16 protein-coding genes are annotated in these 19,599 nt (G+C 72.0%); 6 read left to right on the top strand and 10 right to left on the bottom strand.

Translation table 11 applies throughout. From position 1 onward, the window contains the following. Positions 1–37 precede the first annotated feature (37 nt). Positions 38–817, top strand: coding sequence for a DUF3105 domain-containing protein (locus E8D34_RS06300; protein WP_240771165.1), 780 nt, complete (start codon positions 38–40; stop codon positions 815–817). A 26-nt stretch (positions 818–843) separates the two neighbouring features. On the opposite strand, the gene E8D34_RS06295 is transcribed toward E8D34_RS06300, so the two are convergent. Next, positions 844–1,968 (bottom strand): mannose-1-phosphate guanylyltransferase, encoded by a 1,125-nt coding sequence (locus tag E8D34_RS06295; RefSeq protein WP_136593770.1) that lies wholly within the window; start codon positions 1,966–1,968, stop codon positions 844–846. Positions 1,969–2,069: 101 nt separating this feature from the next. On the opposite strand from E8D34_RS06295, the gene E8D34_RS06290 reads away from it, so the two are divergent. After that, on the top strand, positions 2,070–2,807 hold the full coding sequence (locus E8D34_RS06290) for a TIGR03089 family protein (protein WP_136593769.1): 738 nt from the start codon (positions 2,070–2,072) through the stop codon (positions 2,805–2,807). A gap of 29 nt (positions 2,808–2,836) precedes the next feature. Here the strand turns inward: E8D34_RS06290 and E8D34_RS21515 are convergent, their stop codons facing one another. Beyond that, positions 2,837–5,047 carry an FG-GAP-like repeat-containing protein gene (locus tag E8D34_RS21515; protein ID WP_136593768.1) on the bottom strand — a complete coding sequence of 737 codons (2,211 nt, stop codon included), beginning with the start codon at positions 5,045–5,047 and terminating at the stop codon, positions 2,837–2,839. 226 nt (positions 5,048–5,273) lie between these two features. Continuing rightward, the gene (locus tag E8D34_RS06280) at positions 5,274–6,509 is read right to left on the bottom strand and encodes a hypothetical protein (RefSeq protein WP_136593767.1); all 1,236 of its coding nucleotides are present in this window, start codon (positions 6,507–6,509) and stop codon (positions 5,274–5,276) included. Positions 6,510–6,615: 106 nt separating this feature from the next. Between E8D34_RS06280 and E8D34_RS06275 the strand changes: the two genes are divergently transcribed. Both E8D34_RS06275 and E8D34_RS06270 read left to right on the top strand, forming a co-directional pair. Beyond that, the gene (locus E8D34_RS06275; protein WP_136593766.1) at positions 6,616–7,833 is read left to right on the top strand and encodes a hypothetical protein; all 1,218 of its coding nucleotides are present in this window, start codon (positions 6,616–6,618) and stop codon (positions 7,831–7,833) included. Continuing rightward, positions 7,830–9,044: a hypothetical protein gene (locus E8D34_RS06270; protein WP_240771163.1), complete on the top strand. Its 1,215-nt coding sequence runs from the start codon at positions 7,830–7,832 to the stop codon at positions 9,042–9,044. The genes E8D34_RS06275 and E8D34_RS06270 overlap by 4 nt, the downstream gene beginning before the upstream one ends. An 18-nt stretch (positions 9,045–9,062) precedes the next feature. Here the strand turns inward: E8D34_RS06270 and E8D34_RS06265 are convergent, their stop codons facing one another. Genes E8D34_RS06265 through glf form a run of 4 tightly spaced genes read right to left on the bottom strand, consistent with a single transcriptional unit; the run spans position 9,063 to position 14,026 of the window. Further along, positions 9,063–9,860: an ABC transporter ATP-binding protein gene (locus tag E8D34_RS06265; protein WP_136593764.1), complete on the bottom strand. Its 798-nt coding sequence runs from the start codon at positions 9,858–9,860 to the stop codon at positions 9,063–9,065. Beyond that, positions 9,860–10,780 carry an ABC transporter permease gene (locus E8D34_RS06260; RefSeq protein ID WP_136593763.1) on the bottom strand — a complete coding sequence of 307 codons (921 nt, stop codon included), beginning with the start codon at positions 10,778–10,780 and terminating at the stop codon, positions 9,860–9,862. The genes E8D34_RS06265 and E8D34_RS06260 overlap by 1 nt, the downstream gene beginning before the upstream one ends. Beyond that, complete coding sequence (locus E8D34_RS06255) at positions 10,773–12,836, bottom strand: glycosyltransferase (RefSeq protein ID WP_136593762.1); 2,064 nt, start codon at positions 12,834–12,836, stop codon at positions 10,773–10,775. The genes E8D34_RS06260 and E8D34_RS06255 overlap by 8 nt, the downstream gene beginning before the upstream one ends. Next, entirely contained in the window at positions 12,833–14,026 is a 1,194-nt protein-coding gene (gene glf / locus E8D34_RS06250) for a UDP-galactopyranose mutase (protein ID WP_206056582.1), read from the bottom strand. Before glf ends, E8D34_RS06255 begins: the two co-directional genes overlap by 4 nt. 90 nt (positions 14,027–14,116) lie before the next feature. On the opposite strand from glf, the gene E8D34_RS06245 reads away from it, so the two are divergent. Continuing rightward, positions 14,117–15,223: a phosphatase PAP2 family protein gene (locus tag E8D34_RS06245; protein WP_206056581.1), complete on the top strand. Its 1,107-nt coding sequence runs from the start codon at positions 14,117–14,119 to the stop codon at positions 15,221–15,223. Here the strand turns inward: E8D34_RS06245 and E8D34_RS06240 are convergent. Together E8D34_RS06240 and E8D34_RS06235 are read right to left on the bottom strand one after the other, a co-directional pair. Continuing rightward, the gene (locus E8D34_RS06240; protein WP_136593760.1) at positions 15,150–16,082 is read right to left on the bottom strand and encodes a glycosyltransferase family 2 protein; all 933 of its coding nucleotides are present in this window, start codon (positions 16,080–16,082) and stop codon (positions 15,150–15,152) included. The two genes, E8D34_RS06245 and E8D34_RS06240, sit on opposite strands and share 74 nt — an antisense overlap. Then, a complete protein-coding gene (locus tag E8D34_RS06235) occupies positions 16,079–16,999 on the bottom strand; it encodes a glycosyltransferase (protein ID WP_240771161.1) in 921 nt (306 codons plus the stop codon). Before E8D34_RS06235 ends, E8D34_RS06240 begins: the two co-directional genes overlap by 4 nt. A 243-nt stretch (positions 17,000–17,242) precedes the next feature. Here E8D34_RS06235 and E8D34_RS06230 point away from each other — a divergent pair, with 243 nt between their 5' ends. Further along, positions 17,243–18,019 carry an inositol monophosphatase gene (locus E8D34_RS06230; RefSeq protein ID WP_168929348.1) on the top strand — a complete coding sequence of 259 codons (777 nt, stop codon included), beginning with the start codon at positions 17,243–17,245 and terminating at the stop codon, positions 18,017–18,019. Positions 18,020–18,071: 52 nt separating this feature from the next. Here E8D34_RS06230 and E8D34_RS06225 read toward each other — a convergent pair whose 3' ends face one another. Continuing rightward, on the bottom strand, positions 18,072–19,541 hold the full coding sequence (locus tag E8D34_RS06225) for an LCP family protein (RefSeq protein ID WP_136593757.1): 1,470 nt from the start codon (positions 19,539–19,541) through the stop codon (positions 18,072–18,074). Between the last annotated feature and the right edge of the window lie 58 nt (positions 19,542–19,599).

Raw genomic sequence — 19,599 nt, 5'->3', positions numbered from 1 at the left:
CAACCCCGCTCACCTGAGATCCCGAGGTACCGCTCCCGTGGCCAAAGCCAGCAAGACCGCGAAGTCGGACCGTCAGAAGGTCATCGACGACATCCGACGCTCCCAGCGCAACGCCGAGAAGCGCCAGGGACGGATCATCGTGGTGGTCTGCGTCGCCATCGCCCTGCTGATCATCGGCGCCGCGGCCTTCAGCCCGGTCAAGGGCTGGATCGAGCGGCAGCAGTACAAGGGCAAGACGCTCGGCGAGATCGGCGCCGGCGCCGAGGTCTGCTCCCCCGTCGTCACCCGCGACGCCGAGGGCAACCAGGACCACGTGGACGAGGGCGTCCCGGTCGACTACGAGTTCGCGCCGCCCGCGTTCGGCGCGCACTGGAACGTCGGCGGTGGCGTCGCGCCGGTCTCGATCGCGACCCGGTTCTACACCGCCAGCACCCGCCCGCCGCTCGAGGCGCTGGTGCACAACCTCGAGCACGGCTTCACGGTCCTCTGGTACGACGAGACGGTCGCCGAGGACAGCTCGATGCTGGCCGCGGTCAAGTCGATCGCCGCGACCCTCGACGTCAACGACACCAACAGCCGCTACTCGTTCATCGCCGTCCCGTGGACGGCCGAGGACGAGAAGGAGACCGGCGCGTTCCCCGACGACCAGCACGTCGCGTTCACCCACTGGACCGCCAAGGGCGGCAAGTCCGGCGACCAGCAGGAGGGCGTGTGGCAGTACTGCTCCGAGCCCAGCGGCGCCGCGCTCGACACGTTCATGAAGGACTACCCCTACACCGACGCCCCCGAGCCCGTCGGCGGCGGCCAGATGGGCTGACGCCCCCACACCCATCGCGTGAGGGGTCAGGTCAGGTCGGCGCGGCCGCTCTCCTTGAGCGCGGCGACGATCGCCTTGACCTCCTGCGCTCGCTCGCGGGTGGTGACCAGCAGCGCGTCGTCGGTGTCGACGACCACGACGTCCTCGAGGCCGACCACGGCGACGGTGCGCCCGGACCCCGGGACGACCAGCCCGGTGGCATCGACGACCTGCACCCGTGACTCCTCGCCGAGGACCGTCACCGCACCGGCCGACTCGCCGGCGGCCAGCAGTGTCGCCAGGGAGTCGAAGTCGCCCACGTCGTCCCAGCCGAAGTCGCCGGGGACCGTCGCGACCCGGCCCACGTCCGCGGCCGGCTCCGCGACCGCATGGTCGATCGCGATCTTGGGCAGCGTCGGCCAGACCTCCTCGAGCGAGGTCGGGTCCGCGGCCAGCGCCCGCAGCGCGCCGGCGAACGCGGGGTCCTGCTCGGCCAGCAGGTCGAGCAGGACGCTGGGCCGGACCACGAACATCCCCGCGTTCCAGCGGTACTCCCCCGAGGCGAGGTAGGTCTCGGCGACGGCGACCGACGGCTTCTCGACGAACGCGGCGACCCGCCGGGCGCCGGGGAGTCCTGGGAGCTCCTCCCCCTGCCGGATGTAGCCGAAGGCCGACGAGGGTCCGGTCGGCTCGATCCCGAGCGTGACCAGCCAGCCCTCGCGGGCGGCGCCGACCGCCGTCTCGACCGCGGCCGCGAACGCGGCATCGCCGCCGATCACGTGGTCGGCGGCGAACGACCCCATCACCTCGGCCCCGCGCCGCTCGAGGACGGCGGCCGCCCAGCCGATGGCGGCCATCGAGTCGCGGGCCGACGGCTCGGCGAGGATCGTGTCCGGGCTCAGCCCCGGCAGCTGGGCGGCGACCGCCGCGCGGTGCGCCCGCCCGGTCACGACCATCACCCGGTCCCCGGCCATCGGCGCCAGCCGGTCGGTGGTCTGCTGCAGCAGCGTGCGCCCCGTCCCGGTGAGATCGTGCAGGAACTTGGGCGAGGCCGCACGCGACAGCGGCCACAGCCGGGTGCCGGCGCCGCCGGCGGGGATCACCGCCCAGAAGCCGGCGAGCGAGCCGCCCCGGTCCTGCTGCCCGTCCGGACCCTCAGTCGCTGCGCACATGCGCGGCACACTAGTGTCCCGGACTTCGGATCCGCATCCGGGACACCAGAGCATCGACGGGGCCCGCAGGGGGTCGGGTCCCTGCCGCCTATCCTCGGCCCGTGAGCACCGGCACCCCCACCACCTTCGCCCAGGTCCTGGCCGCGCGGCTGCGGCACGAGCCCGGCCGCCCCCTGGTCACCTTCTACGACCACGCGACCGACGAGCGGGTCGAGCTCTCCGTGACCACCTACGCGAACTGGGTGGCCAAGTGCGCCTCCCTGCTCGTCGACGAGCTGGGCCTGGAGCGCGGGGACCTCCTGCGCATCGACCTGCCGACGCACTGGCTCTCCACGGTCTTCCTCGGCGCCGCCTGGACGGCGGGACTGGTGGTCAGCGATGCGGAGGACCCCGCGGCCGTGGTCTGCGGCCCCGAGACGCTGGAGCGCTGGGCGCCGGAGGCGGACGAGCGGGTGGTGCTGGCCTGCGCGCTGCTGCCGCTCGGTGTCCGGTTCCGCGACGGCGTACCGCCCGGCGTGCACGACGTGGGCGTGGAGGTCTGGTCCCAGCCGGATGCCTTCATCCCCTGGGACCCGCCCGGCGGCGAGGACCCGGCCACCGATCTCGCTGGCACGGTCACCACCCACGAGCAGATGTGGAGAGCGGCCGCCGCCGGGGATCTGCTTCCCAGCGGCGGCCGCCTCCTGACGGTCGCGAACCCGGCTTCCCCACCAGGAGTCGCGACCTTCGTCGAGCCGCTCGCGAACGGCGGCTCGATGGTCCTGATCGCCCGGACCGAGCAGTCGCGGCTCGAGGCGACGTACGTCGCCGAGCGCGCGACCGCTCGCTTCCCTGTCTGAACGACCCGGACTGCTCTGCGGTCCCTCGGTCAGCCGACCAGGTCGTAGGCGGCCGCCTTCCCGATCCGGATCGGCTTGCCCAGCCCCGAGGCCGTGGTCGGCATCAGGAACAGCTCGCGGGTGGCGCGACGGCGCAGGATGAGGTCGCCGTGGTCGTCGCCGTCCACCGAGGACACCCCGAGCGACCAGTCGTAGCCGCTCAGCGGCGAGCCGAGGGACTTGCTGTGGGTCCAGCCACCCGGCCCGTTGCCGTACCAGAGGGTGAGGGAGCCGCTGTTGCGCACCAGGCTGTCCGGGGCGCCGTCGGCGTCCCAGCGACCGATGGCGAGGTGACGCGATCCGGAGACCGCGCTGTGCGCCACGTACGGCGTACCGAGCCCGCCCAGGCCCTTGCCGGGGTAGATCATCATGTCCGCCTTGCGCGGCTGCCCCATCAGGTCCGGGTAGCCGTCACCGGTCGCGTCGCCGACGGACGCCAGCATCTGCACCCCGCCGAGGTTGCTGGTGAGCAGCACCGGCTCCTCGAAGGTGCCCTTGCCGGCGCCCCGGTACAGGTAGAGGTTCTCGCCCCGACGGGTCAGGAAGTCACCGAAGCCGTCGCGGTCCCAGTCGCCGGCGTTGAGCAGCACCTTGGCCGTGGAGAGGTCCATGCCGGTGTCGACGCGGCGCCCGCGGGCCACCGTGCCGTCCGCCTTCCGCCGCAGCGGGAGGATGAAGCCACGACCGTCCGACGCGCGGCGCACCACCAGGTCGGAGACCGGACCCCGCGCCAGGTTCGACTCCAGGTCGCGCCCGTCCCAGCCGGCCTGGGTCTGCGCCGCCAGGGTGCGGATCCGGCCGACCTTGGCGTACAGGTACTTGCCCGGGCACGCGGTGGAGCCGGCGTCGCGGTGGCCGTTGATGGCCGCGAAGTTCCGGGAGGTGACGTACTGGCTGGTCGAGGAGGCGTCGACCCCGTGCAGGGAGAGCTTCCAGGCGAACAGCGCGCCGTAGGCGCTGATCATGGCCGACGAGGGCTTGGCGGTCTCGTAGTTGCCGATCGCGGAGGCCGCGAAGGAGTCGTCGTTGTAGCCCAGCGTGTGCGCGCCGACCACCGGCCGGTCGACGCCGCCGTAGCGGCCCTCCCAGATCCGACCGAACCGGTCGACCAGGAAGTTGTAGCCGATGTCGCTCCAGCCACGGGACCTGGTGTGGTACGCGTAGATGCCGCGGATGATCCCCGGCACCTCGGCACGGGTGTAGTTGTTCGCGTTCACCGTGTGGTGGACGAAGCCGGCGTGCACCTCGTAGTAGTGCAGCGAGGACTTGTCCCGCAGCCGCTCGTCGGCTCCCCACTGGGCCCGCGAGAAGATCTTCGGCTTCGGCGTGGTCGCGGCGACCGCGAGGCCCAGCTCGTCGCCCTCGCCCTCGGCGCCGTCGGTCTCCTCGTCGGCCCCCTCGGCCCCTTCGGCGCCGTCCGCGCCGTCGGTGCCCTCCGTCCCGTCGGTGCCGTCGTCGGTGGCGGTGGCGCGCGCCGTGGTGGCCCGAGCCGAGGCGGTCCCACCCAGGGCGGCGGTGTTGATGGCCGGCGTCTCCTGGGCCACCTTCTTCTCGGTGCCGGGGTCGATCACGGCCAGCTTCAGGTCGGACGGGGCCGCCTTCGTGGTGTCGATCTGCACCTGGACGCGGTCGACGTCGCCGATCAGCAGCGGGTCGGAGCCGGGACGCGACTGCTTGGCCTCGGCGCTGTCGGCGTCGGGGCCGTGCTCGTCGTGGTACTCGACGGTGGTCCAGTCCGACCACTCGCCGTCGGTCCGGGTGCGCGCCTTGAGGGCGATCGCGTCGTCGGCGACCTTCGTCCCGTGGGCCCAGGTCACGCCGACGGCACCGTAGCCGCTCACCGGCAGGGCGTCGGTGACGATCCGGCTGCCGCCGCCGGTGGTCCGGCGGGACGAGGCACGCAGCGCGCCCGGCGCCAGCCGGGCGCCCTTCGGGGCGGTCAGCGCGTACTCGCTGACCACCGGGTCCACCGGGGCCGCGGCCACCTGCGTCGGGATCGTCGCCGCCCGCAGGTAGGCGACCTCACCCTCGGTCTTCTCCTCCGCGGCGGTGGTGCCGCCCGCGGGAACCGGGCGCACGTCCATGGTCACGGTACGAGCGGCCGGCGTGAGCACGGCGAGGATGACGGCGAGCGTCAGCAGCTGTTGGCAGAGGACGATGAACCGGCCCTTGCGGGCCCGGCCGACGGCAGGGGAAAACATCGCAGATCAACTCCGTTTGTGCGAGGGGAAGGATTCACACAAGGAGCAACTTTCACAGCAGTCACAGGAGTTTGGTAGTTTTCGTGAGTAACTACACGCGTGTAATTTCCACTCGACACGCCGACGAAATCACGGATTGTCAACTTGTCGGCGGATTGTCGGGACGAGGTCCCGACTCGGGCCACCCGCGCGCATCACCGCGGGCCGACGACCGTCGCTACGCCGGTCAGGAGGCGCGCCGGCGGCGGCGGATCCGCTCCCGCCGGCGACGCAGCCGCACGAGCACCGAGAGGTAGACCACCAGGTCCTCCACGGCCGCCTCGACCGGGTCCGCGGCCCCACGCCAGGCCGGTACGCCGTGCAGCCGGCGCCGCATCCGGCGCCGGGTCCGGCGACGCCGCCGGCGCGGCAGCAGACGCTGGCTGCGCCGCCGTACGGTGCGGCGGAGCCGACGGGCGCCCTGCCGCGCTGCCGCCAGCAGCTCCTCCTCGGTCGGCGGGACGTGCTCGTCCTCGACCGCGTGGGCAGCGTCCTCCCCCGGCGCCGGGAGGTCGGCCAGGTCGCCGTGGACCACGACACCGTGGTGCTCGACGGCATCCCGGATCCGGCGGTTCCAGCCGAGCGCGTCGCGGAGGGTCGCCCGGTCCAGCAGCGCGCGGCGCTCGCGCTTGCGCCGGGTGCCGAGGTTGTTCAGCCCGAGGTCGTTCTTGACGATCGTGTGGTCGCGCACCCGCTCCAGCTCGATCACGGCGTTGACCCGCCGGACCAGCTCGGCCGACGGGTAGCCCAGCGACTCGTTGGTCTCCTTCGGCTCCGCCGCGAACGATGCGCCGTCGACGTCCAGCACCTCGCAGAACTGGTGCCACAGCCGGTCCTTGGGCGCGCCCGGCGCGGGCACCACCACCACGTGCACCTGCTCGGGGGGCAGCACCGAGCACCAGACGCGCAGCATCCGCGGCACGTCGATGGTCTCGGCGAAGCGGCTGGCCGTGGCGACGCCCACCCGCGACAGCAGACCGGCCACCCGGCCGCGGCCGCGCATGCCCAGCCGCACCAGGCGCCGGAACCTCGGCCAGGGGGTGGTGCCGCCGCTGGTGATCGTGGTCTGCCACAGCGCAGGCACCACCGCCGCGGTGTCGCGCACGGTGATCACCACGCGGATCTCGCAGCCCTCCAGGGAGTCCACCACCCGCCGGGCCTGACTCGGGTCGGCGAAGGCGAGGAACTCCATCGAGAGCAGGCTCACCGGATGCTCGCTGGTCCGCATCTGCGTGCTCAGCCGCTCCCAGGCGCCGGCATTGCGGGCCCGGATGTCGGGGTCCCGGGCGCCCATGCCGAGCAGCTCCTGGACCGCGTAGATCTGCTGGCTCCAGGTCTCGCCGGCCAGCTCGACGCCCTTGTCCAGCAGGGCCTCCGCGTTCGCGTACGCCTTGCCCTGGAGATAGGTGGTTCCGGTCTTCATGGCTCCGATGTGGAGCACGACCACGTGACGCTCGGGCACCAGACCTCGGTTGTTCAAGCAGGACCTGCGGAGGGCGGACGGACGGCGCACACAATAGCCTGTCCGGGTGCCCAACCCCGTACCACCGAGCCCCGAGCCGGCGCGCGCCTCCGAGACGCCCGGCCCGCCGGACCCGGCGATGGAGTGGGCGCTCGCCCTCCGCGACGGGTCGACCACTCCCTGGCGGTCATGGTTCGCGGCCGGGCCCTCGGACACCCCGGCACAGCACCCGACGAACCACCCGACGAACCACCCGGCGAACCACCCGGCGACGTCGGGCACGGGGCGGCGGCTGCCGTTCCTCCCCGGAGCGCAGCAGCTCGAGCTCCTGCGCCGACTGAACCTGGCCGCCGCCGGTCGCCCGCTCCCGACCGGCATGGCGGACCGGGTGCTGCGCGCCGGCAGCACCGACCGTGGCCGCGGCGACCTGCCGCTGGTCGGCATCGCCACCGACGGGTTCGGCCCACCGCCGGTCGACCCTGCCACGCTGCCCGCCGAGGACCTCCTCAAGGTCGCCGCGGGTCTGCTGGCCGAGGAGGTGATCACCCGGGCAGCGCCGCGCGAGCCGCACACGCCCACCGCCCGCTGGCGCCGCGCACCGCGCTTCGTCGGCGACCCCTGGGCCACCGAGTTCGCCTACCACGCGCCCCGGTGGGGCAGGGCCGCGCGGACCGGCGGCCGCACCTACCTGCTGGCCGGCGACCTCGGGACGCTGGCCGCGCACGCGTGGGCGGCGCGGACCGTCGACGGCGGGGGGATGGACCTCGGCCGATGGCTGCGCGACCGGATCACCGCCGACCGGCTGCCGCCGGTGCTCGACGTCGCGGCGCACGCCCGCCGCGTCGCCGACCGGGTCGGCGTACCGAACACCGTCGTGGTGCTGGACCCCGCGCAGCTGCCCAGCGGCAAGCGGCCGCCGGCACCGCCGGCGGTGAGCCTGGACGCCCTGGAGCTGACCCGCCTGGTCGGGCGCCCCCTCGGCCTCCTGACGCCTGCGGCCGAGCGTCGTCGACTGCTCGCTCACCACCTCGTGCCCCGCCTCGCGGCACACCCCGGCGGGTCCGCACCGGCCCTCTCGGTGCCCGACCCCTGGCGCTCGCACCTGGCCCGGCATGCCGACCACCTGGTCACCCACCTGAGGCGGGCGGGCTACCCTCTGCTCGGCTCGCACGAGCGGCTGGTGCCATCGGGGGCACCCCACCGTGACCTGCGAGAGCCCACGCCGGATGCCGTGCTGGCCCTGGCCCTCGACCTGCTCCTCGACCCGAAGGAAGATCCCTGGTGACCCGCATCCTGCTCCACGTCGGGACGCCGAAGACCGGGACCTCGTACCTCCAGGACGTCCTGTTCCGGAACCAGCGGGTCCTCGCCGGGGCCGGCATCCTCTACCCGGCCGACCGGTTCGACGCGCACTTCCTGGCCGCGCTCGACCTGATGCAGCTGCCCTGGGGCGGGCTGGAGCGGGAAGCGGTCGGCGCCTGGGACCGGCTGGCCGGCAGGGTGGCGGAGTCCGAGCAGGACACCGTCATCATCAGCCACGAGATCCTGGCCCGCGCCGGGCGCGCGCACGTCGAGCGGGCGCTGACCTCGCTCGGCCGCGACCGCGGCGCCGAGGTGCACGTGCTGGTCTCGGCGCGTGACCTGACCCGCCAGATCCCCGCGGAGTGGCAGGAGAACGTCAAGCACCGGGCCGAGCTCGGGTACGCGGAGTTCCTGCGCCAGATCGCGGCGCCCGAGCGGGCAGGACGGATCGCGTCGTGGTTCTGGGGGGTCCAGGAGCTCCCCGACATCCTCGGCCGCTGGGCCGGCGACCTTCCGCCCGAGCAGGTGCACCTGGTCACCGTGCCGCCGCCGGGCTCGGACCCGGGCCTGCTGTGGCAGCGCTTCACCGAGGCGTTCGGCCTGGCCGGCCTCGACCTGGACCTGGGCAACGACCGGTCCAACCCGTCGCTCGGCGTGCCCGAGACCGCGCTGGTGCGCCGGATCAACCTGTCGATGAACTCGCAGCTGCCGCCGCCGGACTACCGGCCGCTGGTCCGCGAGCTGCTGGCACACCAGACCCTCTCCCAGCGCCGGGGCTCCCCGCGCCTGTCGCTGCCGGCGTCGATGCGCGGCGTGGTCCACGAACGGGAGCAGGCCTGGATCGAGGAGCTGGGCCGCCGCGGCTACCACGTCGTGGGCGACCTGGCCGACCTGCGCGGCGCCGACCCCGTCGACGGCGACGACGCCACGCCCTGGCCCGACCCCGACCACCCCGACGAGGCGGCCGTCGCCGACGCGGCGCTGGACGCCATCGGCCGGCTGCTCACCGAGGCGGCCGACGCCCGCCACGAGGTCGAGCGGCTCCGGACCAGGCTGGCCGAGACCGAACGGGCGCTGGCCGAGGCCGGGCACCCCGCCGGGCACCGCTTCCGGTCCCGGGTGGTGGGTGCCCTGGAGCGTCGCCGGACCGGCCGGGTGGTGCTCCGCGGCTACCGGCGGCTCCGGCGCCGCTAGGCCCCTGGCCGGGCACCGTCAGATGTCGGCGCCGTACTGGTCCTCGGCCTCTTCCTCGTCCTCCTCGGACAGGATCCGGCCGTCGTTCATGTCGTCGTCGTAGCGCAGGTACTTCAGCCCCTCGTCGGTCGGGCCGTCGTAGCCGACCCGGCCCTCCTCCAGGACGATCACCCGGTCGCACATCTTCCGCACCGAGCCGCTGGAGTGGCTGACGTAGAACAGCGTCCGGCCGCCCTCGCGCACCTCCTGCATCTTCGCCAGGCACTTGCGCCGGAACGGGCGGTCGCCGACCGCCAGCGCCTCGTCGGCGAGGAAGATGTCGGAGTCGACGTGGATGGCGATGGAGAAGCCCAGGCGCGCGCTCTGCCCCGAGGAGTAGTGGCCGACCTGGGTCTCGAGCTTCTTCTCCAGCCCCGAGAACTCGACGATCTCGTCGAACTTGCGCCGGGTCTCCGCCTCGGACATGCCCAGGATCGCGGCGTTCAGGATCAGGTTCTCCCGGCCCGTGAGCTGGGGGTGGAACCCGGCTCCGGTCGCGATCAGGCCCGCGATCCGGCCGCGGGTCAGCACCTCGCCGGCGTCGGGCCGCATCACGCCGCTGATCATCTTCAGCAGCGTGCTCTTGCCCGATCCGTTGAGGCCCATGAGCCCGATCGACTCGCCCTGCTCGATGGTGAACGAGACGTCGTCGACGGCGCGGAAGGTGTCGCTGACCTTCTGCCCGCGCGACTTCGCCACGGTGACCTGCTTGAAGGTGCGGTGGTAGCGCACCGTGAAGTTCTTCGTGACGTTGGTCAGCTGGATCGAGGTCGTCATCAGAGCCGCTCCGGGATCTTGTTCTCCAACCGGCTGAAGACCACCTGGGCGATCACCAGCATCACCATGCCCGCCACGCAGGCGGCCAGCCCGATCAGCAGCAGGTTCGGCGGCAGGTCCGTCTGGATCGTGTGCTCCGGGTCCGAGGTGGTGCCGACCCAGAACGCGCGCTGGAAGAGCAGCACCGCGTCGGCCAGCGGATTGAGCAGGTAGAACTTGGCGAGCTCGCCGAACCGATCGTCGACCATGCTGTAGGGGTAGATCATCGGCACGCCGAAGCGCACGAACATCAGCAGCACCTGGACCACGTTGCCGAAGTCCCGGAAGAAGACGTTGGCGACGCTGAACACCAGCGCCACCGCGGTCCCGATGGTCATGATCATGACGATCGCGATCAGCATCGCCGCCATCCCGGTCGGGTCGGGCGTCCACCCGTACGCCAGGCACGCAAGGGTCAGGATGATGATCTGCGGGATCACGTGGTAGAGCGAGACCAGCATGGTCGCCACCGGGAACATCTCCCGTGGCAGCGGCATCTTCACCACGATCGACTTGTTCCGCACGATCGAGCGGGTCCCGGCCGAGAACGTCTCGGTGAAGAAGTGGACGATCACCAGGCCGGCGAACATGTGGATCGGGAAGTTCTCCACCTGCTTGTGCAGCTGGAGGATCCCGCCGATGACGGCCCAGTAGACGAAGAACTGCGCGAGCGGGTTGATGTAGGACCACAGCAGCCCCAGGAACGACCCCTGGTAGCGGGCGTTGATCTCCCGGCGCACCAGCAGCCGCAGCAGGTAGCGGCGCTGGAAGACCGCCATCAACCCGTTGTTGGCGCTCGGCGGCGCCAGCGGGACCTCGCTCAGGTCCCGGTGCGCCGGCACCTGGCCCGGCTCACCGGGAGCGGTGGTGGTCTCAGCCATCCAGGTCCTCCGCGGCGGGCGGGCTCTGGTCGAGCCACGGCGAGAAGGTCCGCTCCCAGGTCTCGGGCGAGGTCAGGTCACCCATCGCGGCGCGGTACTGCTCGGCCAGGTCGTCCCAGTGCGTGGCCAGCTCGCGGTGGATCGCCACCGTGCGCTTGACCAGGTCCAGGAAGCGGCCGCGGTCGCGTCGGTAGAACGCCGCCGCGCTGCCGTCGGGCAGCGAGACCAGCGCCGAGTCGTACCGGGCGATCTTGTGCCACTTCGCGTCCTGCGCCGGGATCTCCGCCTCCGGGTGCGCCTGGGCGCCCTCACGCGGCGCGCGCAGCTGACGGATCGGCTGGATCAGCGCCTGGAGCGTGGCCGCGCGACCGGAGATGACCGGCGACGGCTCCTTGCCCTTGCGGGCCAGACGGTGGCGGCGTACCTCGGGGAAGTCGGCCGGGTCGGAGAGCAGCGTGGCGTCGTCGAAGCCCTTCACCAGCTCCTTGAGCTCGGGCAGCGTCGAGCCGAGGACCTCGTGCAGCCGGTCCGGGCCGGCCAGCACGTCCTCCAGCGCCTTGTGCCGCAGCTCCACGGTCGAGTACTGCATCGAGACCAGGTGCTTGATCTGGTGGTTCAGGCTCTCCTGCACCATGCGTCCGCCGCGCGGGTACTTCGAGTGCATCAGCGCGGCGATGAAGCGGTTGCGCACGTGGAAGTAGGCCTGCCAGTCCAGCGCGTCGTTCTTGTCCGTCCACGGCACGTGCCAGACGGCGGCGCCCGGCAGGCTGACGGTCGGGAAGCCGGCCTCCTTGGCCCGCAGGCCGTACTCGGAGTCGTCCCACTTGATGAACAGCGGCAGCGAGAGCCCGATCGTGCGCAGCACCTCGCTCGGGATCAGGCACATGAACCAGCCGTTGTAGTCGACGTCGACCCGGGCGTGCAGCCAGCGGGTCGAGCGCAGGTTCCGCTCCCCCAGGTCCCACGCCCCGACGACGCCGGGCGCCGAGCCCCACCAGAAGGTGTACGGCGACACCTTCTCGCCGAAGCTGTGCAGCTGGGTCTTCTGGTAGATGCTGAACATGTGCCCGCCGACGATGGTCGTGGTGCGGCACAGGTCGCCGAAGGTGACCGCGCGGACGATGCCCTCGGTCTCGCACTCGACGTCGTCGTCCAGCATCATCACGTACGTCGAGCGGCCGGCCTTGAGCCCCTCGTACTGGGCCCGGGCGAAGCCGCCGGAGCCGCCGATGTTGCCCTGCTCGATGATCCGCAGCCTGTCGCCCAGCGCGGCCTGCGCGCCGGCGAAGTGCTCCGAGTCGGTGACCAGCTGGGTGCCCTGCTCCATCACGACGACCTCGTCCAGGCAGCCCTCGAGCTCCTCGGCGTCGCCGAGCTGGCGCAGCAGCTTGGCGCAGAAGTCCTGGCGGTTCATCGTGGTGATGCCGATGGTGACCGTGCCGGCCGGCGCCTGCTCGGCGGGGACCTCCGCGGTCCACTCCGCGGAGGCGACCACCACGTCGTTGTCGGTGCCGACGACGTCGTACCAGTACCAGCCGCCGTCGGTGAACGGCTTCAGCGGAAGGTCGAAGGCGAACTCGCCCTCGGCGCCGGTCACGGTGGCCGAGTCGACCCGCTGCGAGCGGCCGTTGGCCATCGAGCGGTAGACGATCACGCTGCCGCCCGCGCCCTCGAGGCGGACGGTCAGGCGGACCTCGCTGACGACGGTGTGCCGGCGCCAGTAGGAGGCCGGGAAGGCGTTGAAGTAGCTGCCGAACGACATCGTCTCGCCGGCGCGCACCACGAAGGCGGTCCGGGAGAGGATCTGCTCGGGGTGCACCGCGCGGACGCCGCGGGCGGCGTTCTGCATCCGGGTCGCGATCGCGTTGGCCTCGAGGGCCGCACGACTGGCGCCGATGTCGAACTTGTCGGCGTCCAGCGTGGCGGGCTCGGGGTCGACGTAGAGCCGGATCACGTCGGTGTCACGGTCGGTCGGCATGATCTGCCGCATCAGCCGCACCCGGGTGGTGTCGGTCGCGGCGGCCTCGGCGGCGGTCCGGTCGTCGGTCACGGTCATGCGTCCACTCCCCCGCTCTCCAGCGGTGCGCCGTCACGGAAGTGCGGCACGAGCTTGTTGTCGAACATCGACAGCGCCGACCCGATGGCCATGTGCATGTCGAGGTACTTGTAGGTGCCGAGGCGGCCGCCGAAGAGCACCATCGGCTCCGCCTTCGCCCGCTCACGGTACTTGAGCAGCTTGGCCCGGTCCTCGGCGGTGTTGATCGGGTAGTACGGCTCGTCGTCGTCCTCGGCGAAGCGGCTGTACTCGTGGACGATGATCGTCTTGCCCGGGATGTGGGTCTTCACCCGCTCGGGGTGGAAGTGCTTGAACTCCAGCACCCGGGTGAACGGCACCTCCTGGTCGTTGGCGTTGACCACCGCGGTGCCCTGGTAGTCGTCGACGTCGACGACGCTCTCCTCCAGGTCGACCGTGCGCCAGGAGAGACGACCCTCGACGTTGCCGAAGTACTCGTCGACCGGGCCCGTGTAGACGATCGGGACCTTGCCCTTGTACTCGTCCGCGACGTCGAAGAAGTCGACGCCGGTGCGCACCTCGATGTTGGGGTGGTCGGCCATCCGGGTCAGCCACGCGGTGTAGCCGTCGACCGGCAGGCCCTCGTACTTGTCGGCGAAGTACCGGTTGTCGTAGGTGTAGCGGACGGGCAGGCGCGTGATGATGTCCGCGCTCAGCTCCCGCGGGTCGGTCTGCCACTGCTTGGCGGTGTAGCCCTTGACGAACGCCTCGTACAGCGGGCGCCCGATCAGGCTGATCGCCTTCTCCTCGAGGTTCGTGGCGTCCTCGGTGGCGATCTCGCTGGACTGCTCGGCGATCAGCGCGCGCGCCTCGTCGGGGGTGTGCGCCTTGCCGAAGAACTGGTTGATCAGGCCCAGGTTCATCGGGAACGAGTAGACCTGGCCCTGGTACTTCGCGAAGACCCGGTGCTGGTAGTCGGTGAAGTCGGTGAACCGGTTCACGTACTCCCACACCCGCTCGTTGGAGGTGTGGAACAGGTGGGCGCCGTACTTGTGGACCTCGACGCCGGTCTCCTCGTTGACCTCGGAGTAGGCGTTGCCACCGAGGTGGGAGCGCCGCTCGAGGACGAGGACGCGCAGTCCCAGCTCCGTGGCACACCGCTCGGCGATGGTGAGGCCGAAGAAGCCGGAGCCGACGATCAACAGGTCGGGAAGGTCTTGGGGGGTCGACACGACCGGCGAGTCTAGCCGGCCCGGACACGTAATCCGGTTTCGCCGACTCCGGAGCGCGCGCCGAGTCGTGGTCCCTCTACGCTGGTGCGAGTGAACACCAGGTACGGCTTCCTCGGCGCGGCCCGCCTGTTCGGCCTCGCCTGGGTGTGCGGGCTCGTGATGGCTGGTCTGATGGTCGCGATCGCGATCCTCGAGGACCTGCCGATCCGCGATCCCGACGACGTGATGCCCGGCTACGTGCAGTTCCCGCTGATCGTGCTCGCCGCGATCGCCCTCGACATCCTCCCCCGGGTGGCACACCGGGCGCGGCTGCGGGCGACGTGGCGGCCGAGCAGCCTGCGCGGCCTGCTCCGCGAGGTCGTCGGCGAGCGGTGGCCCGCGTCCCACTGGTGGTTCGCGCTCAACGGCCTGCTGGCCTGGTACCTGTGCTACGCCACCTTCCGCAACGTGAAGTCGATGGCGCCGTTCGTGAACGGCCGTGAGTGGGACTCGACGCTGGCCGAGATCGACCGGTTCCTGTTCGCCGGCCACGACCCGGCCGCCGTCCTGCACGCGTGGTTCGGGACCGGCCTCGCGGCACACCTGCTCTCCTTCGTCTACGTCGCCTGGATCGCCCTGGTCCCGGTCTCGATCGCGATCGCGCTGGTCTGGACACGACACACCAGCGCCGGCGCGTGGTTCGTCACCGCCCTCGCGGTGGACTGGGTGCTCGGTGCGCTGCTGTACCTGCTGGTGCCGACGGTCGGACCGATCTACTCCGACGCCGCGATGTTCGAGGAGCTGCCGCGCACCTACGTGACCACGCTGCAGGAGGGGATGTGGCAGGACCGGGTCGCCGTGCTCGCCGACCCCCGCGGCGCGGACACGCTGCAGACCATCGCGGCCTTCGCCTCGCTCCACGTCGGGATCATGGTCACGATCTGCCTGGTGGTGCGGCTGGTCGGGCTGCCCCGGTGGGTCCAGGCCAGCGCCTGGGCGTTCCTGGCCCTGACCGTCCTCTCGACGGTCTACCTGGGCTGGCACTTCGCCGCGGACGTGGTCGGCGGTGTCGCCCTCGGCGCCTTCGCCGTGTGGCTGGCGGGCATCGCGACCGGCAACCGCGAGGGCTGGCGGGTCCGGCTGGTCAGGTCCGAGCCGGCGGCAGCGCCGCTGGATCCGGTCGGCGCATCCGACGCGCGTCCCGCAGTGCCCGAGTGACGTTGCGCGCCTCGGCGCGCCCGCCCCGCACCGGGCTGAGCGCGGCCACGGCGCCGGCGATCAGCCACGGCTTCGCCCGCACCAGCGCGTTCTCGCCGTACCGGAAGTGGACCGCGAACAGGTTGCGGTACATGTAGTACCCCTTCCAGCCCGCCAGGTCGTGCTGCTGGTTGAAGTCGAGCTGGCGGACCAGCACGGCGTCGCGGACCGCGTTCACGCTGAACCCGGCGCGCCGGGCGCGGACCACGTAGTCCACGTCGTCGTAGAAGATGAAGTACGACGGGTCGGGGAAGCCGATCCGCTCGACCACCTCGCGCCGGACCAGGAACCCCTCGAAGGCGGCGTTCTCGACCGGGACCGTCGGCGGCATCGCGGAGCGCTCGCCGTAGGTCGTCTCGACGCTGGAGGTCTTGGGGCGCACCGACAGCGGGTTGCGCAGGTCGAACCGCGTCGCTGCCTTCTCCACCAGCGCGCCGGACTGGTCCTCCCGGACCGCGATCAAGCAGTCCCCCTCGGCCTCCAGCAGCCGGGTCAGGCAGTCCGGCGCCGGGACGACGTCGTCGTCCATCAGCCACATCACGTCGTAGCCCGCGTCGTAGGCCGCACGCACGCCACGGTGGAAACCGCCGGCGCCGCCGAGGTTCTCCTCGGCGTGGATCGGCACCAGGCCGGCCAGCTCGCTGGCCTCCAGCACCGCGCGGGTGTGGTCGGTGCTGGCGTTGTCGACGACGAAGACCGCGTCCGCGGGCCGCTCGAGTCCGGCCAGGCCGGCCAGCATCCCGCGCAGCAGGTCGGCTCGGTTGTAGGTGACCACGACGACCGCGACCCGCTGGCTCGTCGTGCGCTCGGCTCCGCTCACGACAGGTACCGCTCGTGGCCGGAGAAGTCGCCGCGCAGGCCGGCGGCGCCGGCGCGCGCGCTGAGCGCGATCCGGGGCGGCGCCGGGCGGGTGAACAGGTAGAACCAGACCGTCTTCACCCAGAACAGCAGCACGTGCACCCAGCCGCGGTACTCGCGCAGGTTGAGCACGTTGTTGCGGGCCATGCAGTAGTGCTTGAGGTCGCTGGGCGTGTGGTTGTAGGTCGTGCGACCGAACATCATCGGCGTGCCGAGGTCGTCGGTCGCGGGGTGCGCGAAGCGGGCCTCGACCACCGTGGCGATGCGGGCCCCCGCGCGCTCGGCGCGCCACAGGTACTCGACGTCGTCGCCCCAGATGAAGAACTCCGCGCGCGGCAGCCCCATCCGCTCGACCAGCTCGCGGGTGACCAGCACGCCGTTGAACGGGATCACCACCCCGTCGATCAGCCCGTCGTTGCGGGCACCGGCGGCCTCCACGTCGGCCATCGCGTGCACCACCCGGGTGCCGCCGGGAAGCCGGATGGGGAAGCAGAGCCGCTCGGGGTCCTGCTCGGCGACGACCGCCGGGCCGCAGAACTCCAGGCCGTCGCGCTGCACGCGCTCCAGCAGCAGGTCCAGGCAGTCGGGGGCGGGCAGACCGTCGTCGTCCATCAGCCAGACCAGGTCGGCGCCCTCCTCGAGGGCCCACTCCAGGCCGTCGTGGAAGCCGCCGGCGCCGCCGGTGTTGCGCTCCAGGGTGCGGTGCGCGAGGGCCGGGTGGGCCGCGGCGGCCTCGCGCAGCCAGTCGCCGGTGCCATCGGTCGAGGCGTTGTCGATCACCAGGATCCGATCCAGCCCGTCCAGCGAGCGCAGCCGCTCGACCAGGCGCCGCAGGAGGTCGAGTCGGTTGTAGGTCACCACCACCGCCTGCACCCGCACGGCGGACACCCTACTGTCCGCGCCGGCCCGCGACCGAAACCCGCCGTGCGCCCCTCGCTCCCCGGACACGAGTGACCTGCACCTGGAATCCGTGCCATGGGTCGTGCTCCGGGTGCGTGCATCGCACGGCGGCGGAGCGCCGAGCCACCGGGCGTACCTCACGCTCTGCCAACGCAGCGAGGTGCGTGCTCGGGGTGCGACCTGGGGTGGGGATTCCAAGTGCAGGTCACTAGGTTGGGGCGCGTGGACACCCATGCCGTGCTCGAGCTCCTCCAGGACGTCGCGGCCGAGGTGATCAACCCGCGCTTCCGGGCGCTGGCCGAGCACCAGGTCACGGAGAAGAACCCGGGCGACCTGGTGACGGTCGCCGACCACGAGTCGGAGCTGCGGATCACCGCCGCCCTGCGCTCCGCCTACCCCGACGCCCTGGTGCTGGGCGAGGAGGCGATGGCCGCCGACCCGTCCCTGCTGGAGGCGTTCGCGCACGCCGACCACGCCTTCACCGTCGACCCCGTCGACGGCACCAAGAACTTCGTGAACGGCTCCCCCGACCACGCCGTGATGGTCGCCGAGGTGCGCACCGGCGAGGTGACCCGCGGCTGGATCTGGCAGCCGCAGCACGACGTCGCCTACGTCGCCGAGCGCGGCGCGGGGGCCACCCGCAACGGCGAGCGCCTCTCGGTCTCCGACCCCGGCGACGCGCCGTACCGGACCGCCCGGCGGCTCTGGGTCGGGCAGGACCTGGCCGGGCTGGGGACGCTCGAGCTCTCCTGGGCGTGCTGCGGCGTGGACTACCCGCACGTGATCGCGGGCGACGCAGCGGCCCTGCTCTACAACCGCAGCATGCCGTGGGACCACCTGCCCGGCGGCCTGATCCTGACCGAGGCCGGCGGGCGGATCGGTCGCCACGACGGCGAGCCGTGGAACCCGCGCGCGCTGAGCGGCGGCCTGGTCGCCGCCGGCTCCTCCGAGGTGTACGACGCCGTGGTGGCCGCGCTGGCGTCGGGCCCCCTGTCCTAGGAGATCCCGAGCGCGGGGAGCGACGCAGGAGCGACCGCTCGGCCCATCGGGGCTAGCAGGCGCTGGCGAGGTCGTCGGACTCGTTGGCGGCGTACCCGCTGTCGCGGGAGCCGACCGAGCCGCCGGTGACGACCTGGCTCTTCTTCGCCTTCTTCTTGGCCTTCGTGGCGGTGCCCGTCGGTGCACCGTTCTCGGAGCGGTCGATGGCGCCGGCGACCATCGAGCGGACCAGGTCGATGTCGGGCTCGGCGGTGTTGATCCTCGGCGGCACGAGGGAGACGCTCGAGACCTTCTGGTTGCGCGCCTTGAGGGCGAGCTCGATGAAGGTGCCGACCTCGGAGGCCGGCAGGTCGGTCGAGAACATGCCGGTGGTGGCCTTGGCCAGGGACTCGAAGTTGGTCAGCGCGGCCTCGGGGCTGACCTGCTGCAGGAACGCGTTGAGCACGCACTTCTGGCGCGCCATGCGGGAGTAGTCGTCCGAGCCCTCGCGGGCCCGGGCGTACCAGAGCGCCTGGTAGCCGGTGAGCTTGCGGAAGCCGGGCTCGATGTAGCCGGTCACGTCGCTGCCGAGACCGCCGACCGGGATCGCCTGGCGCACGTTGAGCTTGATCCCGCCGATCGCGTTGACCAGCTCGCGGAAGCCGTCGAGGTTGACCATCGCCCAGTAGTTGATGTCCAGGCCGGTGATCCCCTCGATCGCCATGATGGTGGCGTCGGTGCCGGGGTTGTCCGAGCCCTCGAACAGGTCGGTGTGGTCGCCGGCCCAGGTGCTGACCCCGTTGAGGTAGCAGTCGTCGCAGTCGAAGCCGTTCGGGAACTGCTCCGCCATCACCGACCCCTCGGCGAAGGGGAAGTTCTCCATGTTGCGCGGCAGCCCGATCAGCACCGTCTTGCCGGTGACCTCGTCGATCGAGGCGACCGTCATCGAGTCCGGGCGCAGGCCCCAGCGCCCGGCGCCCGAGTCGCCGCCGAGCAGCAGGATGTTGTAGCGGCCGTGGCTGGCGTCGGTGACCTCGCCGTCACCGAACAGCGCGACCGCCAGGTCGCGCTGGACGCCGACCAGGTGGGCTCCGAAGAGCAGCGAGCCGGCGACGCCGAAGCAGAGCAGCCCGTTGACCCCGACCACCGCGCGCCGGTGCGGCATCCGCAGCGACAGCGGCTGGCCGATCCGCCAGGCGTCCATGAACAGCGCTGCCCAACCGATCGCGCCGAGGAACAGACCGAGCCGGAGCACCAGCAGCAGGTCGCTGTTGAAGGCCATCCGATAGGCGACCTTGTGGTCGAGCAGGCTGATCACCGCGAAGAGCAGCACCGCGGCCCACACGCCGAGCCAGATCCACAGCGCCACCCGACCGACCTTGCGGTTGCCGGCCACGAGCTGGGCCGAACCGGGCGCGACCAGGGTGAACCCCATCAGGGTGAGCGCCCGCCGGAAGCGCACCCGGGCGGCGCGCTCGTCGAGGCCGCCGGCGGCGCTGTCGTCGAGGACGGATCCGGTGGACCCGGCGGGGCGGTCGTTCATGGATGATTCTCCTGCTGGGGAAGGGCGCAGTGCACCAATATCACCAGCCACACCCGCC

The sequence above is a fragment of the Nocardioides sp. GY 10113 genome, assembly GCF_004919105.1.
Classification (GTDB): Bacteria; Actinomycetota; Actinomycetes; order Propionibacteriales; family Nocardioidaceae; genus Nocardioides.
The sequence above is the reverse complement of the archived record's forward strand: the minus strand, read 5'-3'. Positions and strand labels throughout refer to the sequence as shown.

Excerpts from the sequence above, each read along its gene's own strand:
- E8D34_RS06295 (WP_136593770.1), bottom strand. The coding sequence starts at position 1,968 with ATGTGCGCAGCGACTGAGGGTCCGGACGGGCAGCAGGACCGGGGCGGC.
- E8D34_RS21515 (WP_136593768.1), bottom strand. The coding sequence starts at position 5,047 with ATGTTTTCCCCTGCCGTCGGCCGGGCCCGCAAGGGCCGGTTCATCGTC.
- E8D34_RS06280 (WP_136593767.1), bottom strand. The coding sequence starts at position 6,509 with ATGAAGACCGGAACCACCTATCTCCAGGGCAAGGCGTACGCGAACGCG.
- E8D34_RS06265 (WP_136593764.1), bottom strand. The coding sequence starts at position 9,860 with ATGACGACCTCGATCCAGCTGACCAACGTCACGAAGAACTTCACGGTG.
- E8D34_RS06260 (WP_136593763.1), bottom strand. The coding sequence starts at position 10,780 with ATGGCTGAGACCACCACCGCTCCCGGTGAGCCGGGCCAGGTGCCGGCG.
- E8D34_RS06255 (WP_136593762.1), bottom strand. The coding sequence starts at position 12,836 with ATGACCGTGACCGACGACCGGACCGCCGCCGAGGCCGCCGCGACCGAC.
- E8D34_RS06225 (WP_136593757.1), bottom strand. The coding sequence starts at position 19,541 with ATGAACGACCGCCCCGCCGGGTCCACCGGATCCGTCCTCGACGACAGC.